General features: G+C 52.9%; 10 protein-coding genes. All 10 read right to left on the bottom strand.

From position 1 onward, the window contains the following. Positions 1-7: 7 nt before the first annotated feature. The 10 genes from OIN60_RS00495 to pulA all read right to left on the bottom strand — a co-directional run bounded on the left by OIN60_RS00495 (position 8) and on the right by pulA (position 13318). On the bottom strand, positions 8-1597 hold the full coding sequence (locus OIN60_RS00495) for an ABC transporter substrate-binding protein (RefSeq protein ID WP_305752907.1): 1590 nt from the start codon (positions 1595-1597) through the stop codon (positions 8-10). Between the two features lie 59 nt (positions 1598-1656). Then, positions 1657-2673, bottom strand: a complete 1017-nt coding sequence (locus tag OIN60_RS00490; protein WP_305752906.1) for an oligopeptide/dipeptide ABC transporter ATP-binding protein — start codon at positions 2671-2673, stop codon at positions 1657-1659. Next, positions 2660-3643, bottom strand: a complete 984-nt coding sequence (locus OIN60_RS00485; RefSeq protein ID WP_305752905.1) for an ABC transporter ATP-binding protein — start codon at positions 3641-3643, stop codon at positions 2660-2662. Before OIN60_RS00485 ends, OIN60_RS00490 begins: the two co-directional genes overlap by 14 nt. Positions 3644-3665: 22 nt before the next feature. Then, positions 3666-4523 carry an ABC transporter permease gene (locus OIN60_RS00480; RefSeq protein WP_305752904.1) on the bottom strand — a complete coding sequence of 286 codons (858 nt, stop codon included), beginning with the start codon at positions 4521-4523 and terminating at the stop codon, positions 3666-3668. A gap of 70 nt (positions 4524-4593) precedes the next feature. Then, the gene (locus OIN60_RS00475) at positions 4594-5559 is read right to left on the bottom strand and encodes an ABC transporter permease (RefSeq protein ID WP_305752903.1); all 966 of its coding nucleotides are present in this window, start codon (positions 5557-5559) and stop codon (positions 4594-4596) included. A gap of 175 nt (positions 5560-5734) precedes the next feature. Further along, positions 5735-6928 (bottom strand): ornithine--oxo-acid transaminase, encoded by a 1194-nt coding sequence (locus tag OIN60_RS00470; protein ID WP_305753171.1) that lies wholly within the window; start codon positions 6926-6928, stop codon positions 5735-5737. Between the two features lie 100 nt (positions 6929-7028). Continuing rightward, positions 7029-8687, bottom strand: coding sequence for a M20/M25/M40 family metallo-hydrolase (locus OIN60_RS00465; RefSeq protein WP_305752902.1), 1659 nt, complete (start codon positions 8685-8687; stop codon positions 7029-7031). 283 nt (positions 8688-8970) lie between these two features. After that, positions 8971-9723: an IclR family transcriptional regulator gene (locus OIN60_RS00460; protein WP_305752901.1), complete on the bottom strand. Its 753-nt coding sequence runs from the start codon at positions 9721-9723 to the stop codon at positions 8971-8973. Between the two features lie 408 nt (positions 9724-10131). Beyond that, positions 10132-10758 carry a 50S ribosomal protein L25 gene (locus OIN60_RS00455; RefSeq protein ID WP_305752900.1) on the bottom strand — a complete coding sequence of 209 codons (627 nt, stop codon included), beginning with the start codon at positions 10756-10758 and terminating at the stop codon, positions 10132-10134. Between the two features lie 169 nt (positions 10759-10927). Further along, on the bottom strand, positions 10928-13318 hold the full coding sequence (gene pulA / locus OIN60_RS00450; protein WP_305752899.1) for a type I pullulanase: 2391 nt from the start codon (positions 13316-13318) through the stop codon (positions 10928-10930). Positions 13319-13456: the final 138 nt, after the last annotated feature.

Below are 13456 nucleotides of genomic sequence, written 5' to 3'. Positions count from 1 at the left end.
TTCCGTTTTATTTCTCAATGCGCACATAATTGTACTCGCTAAAACCGGTGTGACCGATGGCCTCGTCGGAAGTAGGGTCACCTTTAATATAGGAATGAACGGGGATGTTGCTTACCCACTCGGATATTGGATAAATCGGCATGTCCTCGGACATAATGCGCTGAACCTCTTCATAATACGGCTTACGTTCTTCTTCTGTCGTTCTCGTGACGCCTTCTGCCAGCGCTTTATCGAGATCAGGGTTGCTGTAGCCCATAAAGTTGCTTGCCCCTTTACTGCCGACCCGCGATCCGACGGCCCCGACATCCGGTCCCTGATAACCGCCCATCATCGTTAATTCAAAATCGCGGCTGTTCACGACCTCTTCCTCCCAGGTGGCGTAATCCATCACATTCAGCTTGACATCGATCCCGACCTGGCTTAACTGGTCTTTAACGACGGTTGCGATATCTGAAAAGGCTCCTCCCTCAAACATCTTGAAGGTGACGGACAAATAATTGCCACTGCCGTCAGGTGTGAGCCCGGCTTCTTCCAGCAACTGCTTGGCACGCTCGGGATCGTATCCCGGCACCTTGTATTCATCGCTGAGTGCCCACTCATACACTGGAGAAATAAACGTTGTTGACGCCTGCCCTTGGCCCTTCATGGCCCGCGTAACCATCTCCTCATTGTTCAACGCATAAGCAATCGCCTGCCGAACCTGAGGCTTATCAAACGGCGCTTTCTCCATATTGAAGGTCAGATAATAACGTGAAGGAAACACCCTGGGATTCACAGTGACGTCCGGGTTATCCATCATGCTCTGCACCTCGGAGCTTGGCGGGTCGGTACCCAGGATATCCAGCTCACCGTTGTAAAAAGCCTGCACCATCGTATTCGGGTCAGTCATGATGGAGAATACAAGTCGGTCGACACTCGGAACCTGGCCGAAATAGTCGTCATTGCGCTCCAGAGTCAGGCTCACGCCTGTTTGATACTCCGCAAATTTGAATGGACCGGTGCCGACAGGCTCAACCGACGTTCCCGCATCCCAGTTGTCTCCGCCATAAATGTGCTCAGGAACGATAAATGTCGCATACCAGGCCAGATACCCGATGAAGGTCGCATCAGGCTTGGACAGCTTGATGACCACCGTACTATCGTCAGGCGTGGTTACTTCCTCCATGCTGCTCAGGTTGCTGACGGCAAAACCCGCCTTCTCGCGGATGGAATCCAATGTGAATTTGACGTCCGCCGAGGTGAACGGCTCGCCGTCATGCCATTTCACATCTCCATGCAGCTTAAACGTGATTTCAGTACCGTCCTCGGATACCGTCCATTCCTTGGCCAGATCCGGAACGATCTCCTGGTTGTTGTTAATCTTGATCAGCCTGCTGAAAATATTTTGCGCGGCGGCGTAAAAGTTGTCGTCCGCTCTGGCGCTCGGGTTAAAGGTCTGCGGATCGCCGCTTGCTCCAACCACAAGTGTACCGCCTCCGCCGGAGCCATCATCGCTGCCCTCTGCTTTCTCGCCGTTGTTCCCTGATCCAGCGCAGCCTGCGAGCAGGGAAACCAGCAGCAGCATCGCCAGCCAAACCATAGTCACTTTCTTCATCATCGATCCACTCCCTCACAGTCAAAGTTGGTGGTCTGTTATGCCGCTCTACGGGTCGCCGCTTATGAACTTACATCAGCGGAAGAATAAGGACATGCTACCTGATGCTCTGGCGACACCGTCCGATAGGTGGGATAATGCAGCCTGCACTCCTCCCGCCGCTGATAGCAGCGGTCGTAAAAGTAACAGCCTGGCCCCGTGTCCACCGGAGTGGGTGGCTCACCGTCAATGCGGATAATCTCCTGTTCGCCCGTAGCATCCAATGGTGCCGAATTGGAGATTAGCGCTTTAGTGTACGGATGCTGCGGACGATGAAGCACCTCGTCGGTCGGGCCGATCTCCACAAACCGTCCCAAATACATAACCGCTATCCTGTCCGATATATACCTTGTCGTTGTAATATCGTGGCTGATGAACACCATAGAGGTGTTCTGACTCCTGCACATATCCGACAGCATATTGATGATGTCGGCGCGGATGGACACGTCCAGCATAGAGATCGGCTCATCCGCCACTAGAAACAACGGGTCCAGCAGCATCGAACGCAAAATCGAAATACGCTGCAGTTGCCCCCCGGATAACTCATGGGGAAACCGGTGCAGATAGTCTCTGGCCGGGAACAGCCCGGCCTGCTCCATCCGCTGCTCGCACAAAACCAGCCGTTCTTCATGACTTCGTCCCACACCGTGAAGCCGCAGCGTGTCTGTCAATATACGGGCGATCGTATGGCGCGGATCAAAGGTATCGAACGGATTCTGAAAAATGATCTGCGCCTTACGACGGAATGCCAGTGGGCTGCGCTTCAGCATATCCCCGGAGGGTTCACCCAGAATGCCGATTTCTCCGCTCGTCGGGCTTTCCAGGTGCACCAGCAGCTTGCCGAGCGTAGATTTGCCGCAGCCGCTCTCCCCGATGACCCCGAGTACCTCACCCTTGCCAAGCGCAAAGCTGACCCCGTCAACCGACTTGATGGTGCCCGTTTTTTTTCCTCTTCCGAACAGAGATAAGGAATGTCCGCGTTGCTTGAAGTGCTTTTTGACATCTGTTACTACAACGATGGACTCGTTATTGTGCGGCATGCGCCTCACCTCCTATTAAGTGGCAGGCAACGCGCCTTGACCCGGAATAAGCGGTGTCCACAGGCTGCGCTTGTCGGCAGATCGGCATGGCATGCTCGCACCGGTCAGCAAACACGCAGCCCTGCAGCGGAGAGCTAAGGTCCGGCAGCGATCCGGGAATACCGCGGATATGGTCCTTAGCACCCTTGAAAGAAGGCAGTGACCGCAGCAGCCCTTGCGTATAAGGATGAAGCGGATGTCGCAGGACATCCTGAACCGGCCCGAATTCGACGAGATGGCCGGCATACATGACCGCAACCTTCTTACAGGCCGCCGCTACCACGGACATATCGTGGGTGATCATTATGCGGGCGAGACGGAGCTCCTGTTCCAGCTCCATCATCTCTCTAAGGATCTGCCCCTGGGTAACCACGTCCAGCGCTGTTGTCGCTTCATCCAGAATAAGCAATCTGGGCCGGTGCATGAGACCGAGGGCTATGGACACCCGCTGCATCATACCGCCTGACAGCTCATGCGGGTACAGGTCGTACACCCTGGCCGGGAGCCTTACGGATTCCAGCAATTTAATGATCCGTTCACGAACCTGCTTTTTACTCAGTCTCGTCTCATGCTCATGCAGTCGGTAGACATCCGCCATTTGCGTCCCGATGCGGTGAACCGGGCTGAGAGAGTTCATCGATTTCTGGAACACGACTGCCAGTTCCTTCCATCGCAAACAGGACAACTCCCGCTCTCCCAGTTCCAGCAGCGGTTGGCCGCCGAACAGAACTTCTCCCTCCACCTTTGCCGTCCGGCCGGGCAGGAGACGCAGCAGTGCCATGGCCAGCGTAGATTTTCCAGAGCCTGATTCCCCTACGATGCCTACAGAATCCTGCTCCTCGACGTCCAGCGTTACTCCGTTTACAGCCGTGACCGTCCTGCTTCCATTATGATAGACAACCGATAAATTGCGGATTTGCAAAAGTGTCATATCGTGCACCTCCCTAAGTTGATCAATTATGGTCGCGTAGCTTCGGGCTGAGCACCTTGTTAAGTCCATCGCCGAGCAGATAAAAGGCTAGCACCGTAATTACGATCATCAGGCCAGAGAACGTTGAGATCCACCAGCCGTTCGTCAAATAGGATCGGCCATTGTATACAATTTGCCCCCAGCTTACGATATTCGGGTCTCCCAGGCCGAGAAAGCTCAAACTGGACTCTGTCAGAATGGCAGCCGAAATATTCATCGTCGTATTGGCAATAATCGGGAAGATTCCATTAGGCATGATGTGTCTGAACAATATTCTTGTCCGGCTCTCACCTACAGCAAACGAGCTGAGCACAAAGGTCCGTTCCCGCAGGGACATCGCCTGGGCCCGCATCAGACGGGCGTTGCCCACCCAACTGGTAAGCCCGATGACAATCATGACGTTCAGCATGCTGCTGCCGAAAAAAGCGATGACGATCAGAATGAGAAAAAAAGTCGGCATCATGAGAAAGACGTTGTTCAGCTCGGTCAATAACGTGTCGGTCCTGCCGCGGTAAAATCCCGCAATTCCGCCCAGCACCGTGCCGATCACGCCGGATATGAGCGCAGCGGTCACGCCGATGACAAGCGAGGTACGGGCTCCATACACAATCATACTGAACACGTCCCGCCCGAGCCCATCCGTTCCAAGCCAATGCCCGCTGCCAGGCGGTACGGTCAGGTCATCCGTCAGCTCCTGCGGTCCATGGGTCGCAATCAGCGGGGCAAATACCGCCATCACCAGCAGCAGACAGAGGATGACTAGCCCTGCCTTTAGCTGTGTTACAGAGTTGATATGTTGCAAGACGCGCTGCAGCGTATGCGGCCTGCGTGTGATTTCCATCGTTGTTCATCCTCCTTCTTCAGCGGCGTGCACAGACTGCGGCACAAAGTGACTTCCCCCATTCACGGACTCAGTTATAGCGGATCCGGGGATCGATCCATGCATAAACGATATCCGTAAGAATCATATTGACGGCCACCGATACGGATAAAATCAGATAGAGTCCCATCAACAGCGGATAGTCGCGGCGGGAGATGGCATTCATCATGAAATTGCCCATACCTGGCCAGGAGAACACAATTTCAATAATGGCTACACCGGTAATGATATAAGCAAGCATAATGCCGAATACCGTCACCGTCGGAAGAATTGAATTTTTGAAGATATATTTGCTGAAAATCCGGCTTTCCTTCATGCCTGCTGCACGAAAGGTCGTGACGAAATCCTCGGACATGACCTGAATGACCGAAGCGCGCGCAATCCGGAAAAAATAAGGGATATTCAGCAGCGTGAGCGTCAGAGCGGGGAGAAACAGATGCCTAAGCACGTCCGCAACATACTGTATTCCTTCATAATCAGCCCGCATGTCCACCATGCCCGCTGTCGGGAACAGCTTGAGTGTGGACGCAAATACAAGAATGAACATCATGCCGAGCCAGAACGGCGGCATCGCGTCGAATAGATAGGATACGCCGCTCAGCGTTGTATCGAGCTTCGAGCCCTGCCGTCTTGCGCAGTGAATGCCTAGCGCCGTGCCGATGATGACCGACAAAATCGCCGTTGTCAGCGCGAGGAGCAGCGTGGGTCCGATGCGCTCCCCTATCATTTCCGCTACAGGACGGCCACTGAGAATGGATTCTCCCAAATCGCCCTGAAGCAGCGTCCGGATATAAGCGCCAAACTGCACCAGCACAGGCTGATCCAGGCCGTATTTGGCGCGCAGCGCCGCCTCCATTTCAGGGGAAGGGCTGTCCTTCCCGGATAAGATGCTGACAGGATCACCGGGAGCCAAATGAATCAGCATGAAGTTGAGAAAAATGGATACGAGCACGATCAGGGTGCCGGTAAGTGCTCTTCTGGCGATGTATCTGGTCACTCGCGTCACCTCCACAGTCAAATACTTTGGCGCTTGCACGTCCGCACAATTACCATTTCTCGAAAATCAACTTGAGCTGCGTAAACTACAGCAATTAATCCATGAAATCAATGGCCTTGGATACACGCCCGATGACTTCAGTTTTACGGGAAGGATTGATGGAAACGAGGTTTTTTTAATTTTGACACACGCGCTCTATTCTCTCGATGGCCCAATCCAGCTCCAGTTCGGAAATCGTCAACGGCGGGGCCAATCGGATCACATGATCATGGGTCTCTTTGCAGAGCAGCCCTTCTTGCTGCAGTCGTTCGCAGTATGGACGCGCCAGACCACCCACCTCGATAGCGATAAATAGCCCGCGACCGCGTACCTGCACAATGTCGGGATGATCCAATCTCTGTAATCGTTCAAGCAGTCGTGCTCCCAGACGCAGCGAACGTTCTGCCAGCCCTTCTTCCTCAATCACCTTGAGGGCAGCCACGGCGACCGCGCTTGCCAACGGGTTGCCGCCGAAGGTCGAGCCGTGAGAGCCGGGCTCAAACAGGCCAAGAATACTGCGGTCTGCGGCAACCGCAGATACCGGCAGCACACCGCCACCCAACGCCTTGCCCATAATGTACACGTCGGGCACAACCTGCTCCCAGTCACAGGCAAACCGCCGACCTGTCCGGCCGAACCCTGTCTGGATTTCATCCGCCATCAGCAGCACATTGTGCTCCGAGCACAGACTGCGAACCTGCTGCAAATAACCTTCCGGCGGAATCACAATCCCCGCTTCCCCCTGGATCGGTTCCAGCAGGAAGGCTGCCGTGCTGGGGCTGATCGCTTGCTTCAACGCATCGATATCACCGTACGGAATGATGCGGAAGCCCGGTGTAAACGGACCGAACTCCGTGCGGTACGCAGACTCCGAGGAGAACGAGGTAACGGTCAGCGTCCTGCCGTGGAAATTACCTTGACACACTATGATCTCCGCCTGATTGTCGGGAATTCCCTTCACCCGGTATCCCCAGCGACGGGCTGCTTTGAGGGCAGTCTCGACCGCTTCCGCCCCCGTGTTCATCGGCAGGATCATCTCCTTGCCGGTCAGACCGGTCAGCAGCTCCAGCAGCTCCGCCAGCGGTTCGTTGTAGAAGGCCCGCGAAGTCAGCGTAACCCGGTCCGCCTGCCTCTTCAGCGCTTCTATAATCCGCGGGTGGCGATGCCCTTGGTTCAGGGCAGAGTAGCCGCTTAGCATATCCATGTACCGCTTCCCGGCCGGATCGGTTACCCACACCCCTTCCGCCTGGGCAATGACGATTGGCAGCGGATGATAATTATGCGCCCCCAGGCGCTCCGTCTGCTCCATGATGGATTCCATTGTAGACATCATGCACCCCATTCCTAAAGCCGTGTTAGCAGCGTTCAGTTATTGGTCTTACCGTTTAAACATCGATTTCAGCACAAATAATACCGTAGGCATTTGGATCTCAAATAGCCGAGGCCGAAGCCCCACCAGCAGCCTCAAAGGATCTGCGGAATGCGGCATGAACGGCTTCCGGAAGCATCAACGCAAGCTTATCAAAGGCGTAGGCGCGGTCCAGACGCTCAGTCCATTTATGCGCGTCTTTTCCAACCGGTCCCACATTTAACACAGGCGCAGAGATACGCTTTAAATCCTCAATTGGGATGCTGTAGCCACGCCCCCAATTCGGCATATTGCTGGCCAGGGATTGCAGGGATGCCACATCCGCGGCGCTGGTGTAGCTCAGATCAGTAATTCCCGGCATATAATGCCTTGTTGTCAGTTCCACATCACATTCCGCACCCGCGAAGGCCTGTAAGTCTTCAACCACCTTCTCGACGAACGGATTGCCGCTGGAGCACACGGCGGGGTAATAAGGCGGGGCGAAGAACAGAACAATCATCGGCGTCAGCTCTTTGCACAACAGCGCCAGCTCATCCGTGAGCATGATTGCCACATCGCGGTCGTCTGCCGTTCCTCTGTCAGCTACGAGGCGATCCATAAGCTGCTCTACCCGTTCTGTTCCTTTCGTACGGCAAGCATAATCATACAGCTCATCATACGTCAGTGTTCGGATCTTCAAGTCCTTCATGGCCATACCGCCATGGGACAAGGCGTACTCCGCCTTTTGCGCATAGGCTTCCTCCATTCGCCGGGCCGCCTGTCTGGCAGCCGTCAGCAGCGGTTCCTTCACTTCATCGGCGGTCTTGTTCATCGTAAGCAGGTTAAAAAGCGTCACCGCACGAAACGGAGTCTGAACCGAATATTCCTTTTTCAGTCCGCGTTGAATCAAATTCGTCGGCGGTGATGTCGCCTCACTGTCCACCTTTTCGCAAAAAGTGGTATTCAGCTCAATTTCACAAGTAATTTGGGATGCCATGTAATTAGCGTTCAGTCCTGCCATCGACTCGCCGACATGCGTCTCCTTGCCAAAGCACAGAAAACCGGGGAGCACCTTGCCGATCGTCCCCGTGTATATATACCGGTTTGGATCTTGCGCATTCTGAAAAAGCATCGGTTCCGAATTCAAAAACAGCTTATAGTTCAAGCCATACAACTGCGCAAGGTGTGCCAGTATGCTTACCGCCGCCCTCATGCCGCTCGAATTAACCTCTTCATCGGGAACGGCCAGCAGGAGGATGTTACCTTCAAACTCATCAAGAGACGCCCTTTCCAGTAGCGACAAATGCAGGACGAGCCCGCATTTCATATCCATGACGCCCCGGCCAAACACCCAGTCACCCTTGACCAAATCTTCCCTGGCATCCTCGGGAAGCAGCCCGGGATTGGCCCGAAAATGCTCCGTCAGCGCTGTCATTTCAAAAGCCTGCCCGTCGAGCTCACCGTAGTCCTCCACGTCCACCACGTCAAAATGGCTAAGCAGCACAACCGTACTCTCGGTAGCCTTTGACGAACGGACCAATGCGGTCAATACGCTATTCCCGTCATCCAGGTGATGGGTTTGCACCAAATCAGGGCTTGCCTGAAAATAATCAAGCTCTCTGATCCGCTGCGCAAGCAGAAGAGGAAACTCTTTCTCGGACGGGCTGCCGGTAATGCTGGGAATACGGATAAGGTCAGCGAGCAGCCGGGTGAGTTGGTCCGGTGTTGACCATTTTTTCATCTTCTCCACTCCTTGCGGCTAACCGCCACATACCGATCACTTGAAGGAGCCGGTACAGCGGTTCCTGCTAAAATGCATTTAATTACTCTCCGTATGCTCATGGTGTGGGATAAGTCATTCTATGGTGGGTTGATATAAGTGATATAAGTGTCTGGTAGTAAGGATTACTACTGTAGTGTGATCATGCTTAGAGGATAAGAAGAGATGCTGCAGTTAGAGCAGTACAATCGGAAAGTGATCCAGCATTTTTCCGCAATGCGGAAACACTTTCCAAAAACAAGAATCAATAAATGGCGGTCTTCAAACCGCCCATCTTGGCCGAGATTTCCTTGGCCGAATTGATCACCATTTTACTGAGATAATCCAGTCTGGCCTCGGGTATTTCTCCTTTGGGGACCCCGATGCTAAGTGAACCGACCACCTTCTGTCCGAAACCGATGATTGAAGCAGCGACAGAGGCTGTTCCTTCGGTTCGTTCACTGTAGCTGACACAGAAGCCAGCTTCCCTGATCTCAGGGAGCCTGTTTAACAATTTACCGCGCTCAGCCGGATCGGAAATAAGAACAGCCAGAATTTCCTCCGCCTCAGCAGACGGCATGGAAGCAAGCATCGTTTTGTTCGGCGCTCCAATATGCATATCTATGCGTTGCCCCAGCGTATCAATGACTTTTAAGCTTGAGGGGCTATCGATGCGCTCAATCAGAATTGCATACAGACCGCTTGGAATGCTTAAATAGATGCTTTCCTTGACTTCCTCCGCAAGCCTCTCCATCACAGGCCGTGCAGCGGAGCGCAAATCCATTTGCTCCAACTGGCGCAGGCCGATTTCCATCCAACGGGGGCCAATGGTGTAGTGCTTCGTTTCGGCAGCCTGGCTGACCAACTCATGCTTCATCAATGTAGCGATCAAGCGATGGGTAGTGCTAAGCGGCAGGCCAAGTCGGTCGGAAATATCCGAAATCGGCCAGTAGCTTCTTTTGGAATCAGAGGTCAGCAGTTGGATGACCTGCATCGCCCGGTCGAACGACTGAATCATAGTCAAACCCCTCTTTTTCAGCAGCCTTTTCATGTTGTCTTACGATAATGGAGCCTCAGCCATTCCTGTGCATGTCAGATTGTTGGCATTTCACTAAGATGATAATGGCTTTCTTATTGACGATGTTAATTTTTATTCTGTATATTGTCAATAACATTTTGATAATGAACTTAATTTTTGTCTTATAGTGTAAATCAGCGTAATGAAACATAACACATCATACACCAGAAGCATCCGCCGGCAAAGGTCGCGTTGTGTGTCATAAGTCCATTTCTCCTTCAGTGTCGTTTTTGCGTTCACAAGATACAAAAAAGAAGTATTCCCTTGCTCGGGAATACTTCTAACTGTTTTTCTCCCCCACTCACTGAGCATTCAACCTTCGGAGATACCTGGGGATATCAGTCTATATTACGAACCCTCTTCTGTCGCCCTTTCTTCCTCTGCCGTATTCTCAGCCGCTTCATTCTCCGCTTCAACCGCACGTGGAATGACGATGGAAGCGAGCAGCTCTTCTGCGGGGGAGATCAGATGTACTTTGTCAGGCAGCTTGATATCTCCCGCTGTCAATTTGTCACCAACTGCCATAGCTGAGATGTCCGCCTCAATCACGGATGGCAGATTATCCGGCAGCGCCTCGACCTCAAGCTCTGTTTCCTGCACCTGCAGGATGCCGCCTGTTTTGGTGCCTTCCGCAGTACCTTGGTAGTCGATGGCTATGCGGACACGGATCGGCTTGTTTTTGGAAATTTTCAAAAAATCAGCATGCAGCCCTTTGCCGTCACGCTCCTGATAATCTTTAATCAGCACCGGCACCTTGCGGCCGCCTTCCAAGACAAGATCAAACATCTCCGAACGTCCTGTCCGGATCAATTTCTTAAATTCCTTGGCATCCACACTTACCGGAGTCCCCTCCATATCGGAGCCATACACGACCGCTGGAATACGGCCATTCAATCTCAGCTTGCGCAGCGCCGAGCCTTTCGTCTCTGTTCTCGGCTCTGCTGTCAGTTGATTGCCTTTGTTACCGCTAGCCATAGTATATAACCTCCTTCTGGTTCTCTTCACAAGCAGCAATGCCTTACAATAGGACTGTCTGAAGCAGCAAGCCTGCAAGCATAACGAGCCCATAAATATACCTTAACCATTTTACAGGGCATTGACACCTATACCAGATAAAAACAAAGAAACTATCTCGAAGTTCACTTTATACCGCTTGTATCGCCACCGTCCCGCTGCGAATGATAACCCGGACAGTCTCGTTCCCGTCACCAAGCTCCAGGTAGCGGTCCAGATCGATATCCTTGTCCTCCCATTGGTTCAGCCTGAAAATATAGCCAATCTTCCGCACACGAGGCGCTACTTGAATACGGGCTATGGCCCGTCCGTCGTCGGTCAAAATAAGCGGAACATGTCCATCCTGCATACCAGTCCCCCATACCCAGACGTTCCACCCCTCATATCGTCTGTCTGGACGCTCGTAGCACATCTCGACCATACGGAAATATTCAGTCTGCTCTTCCTCTCTGAGCATTTCACTGTCTGTAGCCCCATCCTGGTCTGATAGTGGATCATCATGCAGCACCATCATCGACCAGCGCGGGATCGTCACCCTGTCCCCTTCTGCAATCGAGAGTGTCTCCGTACCTGCCAGGCAATCATTAACAACAATATGCCACCGCTCTGAATCGGCAGGCAGAAACATAGTTTCTTCCCGCTCAGAGCCGTTATAAATGACCACAATATTTCTCCAGCTATCCCCATTGGCATGCCCGTGCAGCCGAAAAGCGACCACATGATCGGAGGCACGCAATACTTCCAGATGCCGTTCGATCTGCCCCCGGGTCGTCATGCGAAAAGCCGGGTGACTTCGCCGCAACGCAATCAATCCCTGATAGTATTTGAAAACAGGCAGAAAACGGGCTTTATTCGCCCAACGAATGGCATTGACCTCGTCGCCGCTGCGGTAGCTGTTATGATCCCCGTACTTGGAACGAAGCATTTCTTCGCCGGCATGGATAAACGGAACGCCCTGTGAGGTCAGAACCATACCGTTGGCAAGCAGCGAGCGGCGCACCGACTCTTCTTTCAGCAGATGCTCTTCAGAAATTCCATGGTAAGGATCTGCGGCTTTAACCGCTTCCGCGGCACTCCGCCCGTCCACGGGCACCCCCTGATTCCAATCCGGGAAAGAGCAGGCATGACGCAGATGGCGGATCGTAATCATTTTATCCCATAAATTCAAATTATCATGAGCAGTAACATAGTTGATCGTTTCCGAAGGAATTTCAGTAAAATCATATATCGCCCCACGGATTCCCTGCACCACATCATCTTCCTTGCCCCAGGCACCGCTGGAAAATCCTGTACCGTAGCCGTCGCTGTCCCCTTTGATCGCCGTGCGATAATTGTCGTTGAATACGGCAAATCCTTTGCCACGCTGCGATCCTTTAAGCGTTTTGTGCTGAAGCGGTGAATCTCCGCCAGTCCACGGTTCCCCATAAATCATCATGCCGGGGTACACTTCACTGCGCAGCTCTTTCGTAAGTTCTTCCACCGTAGGTGTATCGATCAGGCCAAGCAGATCAAAACGGAAGCCGTCCACATGATACTCCTTGGCCCAGAATCGCAGCGAATCTTTGATATACTTGCGGACCATCGGCCGCTCTGTCGCAAGCTCATTACCTACTCCCGAACCGTTGGAAAGTCTTCCATGCTCATCGGTACGGTAAAAATAGCCGGGAACAATCGGCTCAAACGGCCCGTCATCCACAGTAAAGGTATGATTGTACACCACATCCATAATGACACCGATGCCTGCGGCATGAAATGTCTGCACAACCTGCTTGAACTCGCGGATTCGCACAGCCGGATCGGCAAGGTCGCTGGCATAGGAGCCTTCAGGCACATTGTAATGCTGGGGATCATAGCCCCAGTTATAGCCTGAACGATCCCCGGTGGCCACCGCCAGCTCATTCACCGTCTTGTAATCCGAGACAGGCAGTAAATGCACATGTGTAATACCCAGCTCCTGCAGATGATCGATACCGATGCTGTTGCCCTGCGCATCCTTCAGTCCACTTTGCAGGAAGGCCCGAAAGCCTCCGCGCCCGTATGCAAAAGGAGCAGCCGGATCGGACGAAAAATCCCGCACATGCAGCTCATAAATGACGGCGTCCACCGGATCGCCATGCCGTGGGCGGACGTCATTTTCCCAACCGCTGGGGTTCGTATCATCCAAATCGACAATGGCGGAACGCTGTCCATTCGCCGAAACAGCAATGCTGTACGGATCTGCGACATAATGCGGCTCTCTGTCCGCCACAGTAACCTGATACATATAAAAATAGCCTTTCCAATCCCCTTGCAGCCGCACCGACCATACACCATATTCATTCCGGGTCATTGGAAATTCGCGGCCTCCGCCATGATCTGTCACATTTCCGTGTTCATTATATTGACCTGCATCTTCGTATAAAGCAAGAACGACACGCTCCGCTGTGGGAGCCCATATGTTAAAAAGACAATCATCCTTCGTATAAGTCAAACCAAGATCCCGGCCGCTGTATACCGGAATCAGAGATGCTTCGTTTCTCATTTGCATCACCACCATATTTTCAATCTAAAGCATAAGGGTAAAAGCCGCTTTAAAAATCACATAATAACCTGATAAGCCGCTTCTGTCCATGGACCATACTACCATTTATGCTTCATGAGCTTCTTTCGTATACCTTCA

It is taken from the genome of Paenibacillus zeirhizosphaerae, from assembly GCF_030705605.1.
Taxonomy (GTDB): domain Bacteria; phylum Bacillota; class Bacilli; order Paenibacillales; family Paenibacillaceae; genus Paenibacillus; species Paenibacillus zeirhizosphaerae.
The sequence above is the reverse complement of the archived record's forward strand: the minus strand, read 5'-3'. Positions and strand labels throughout refer to the sequence as shown.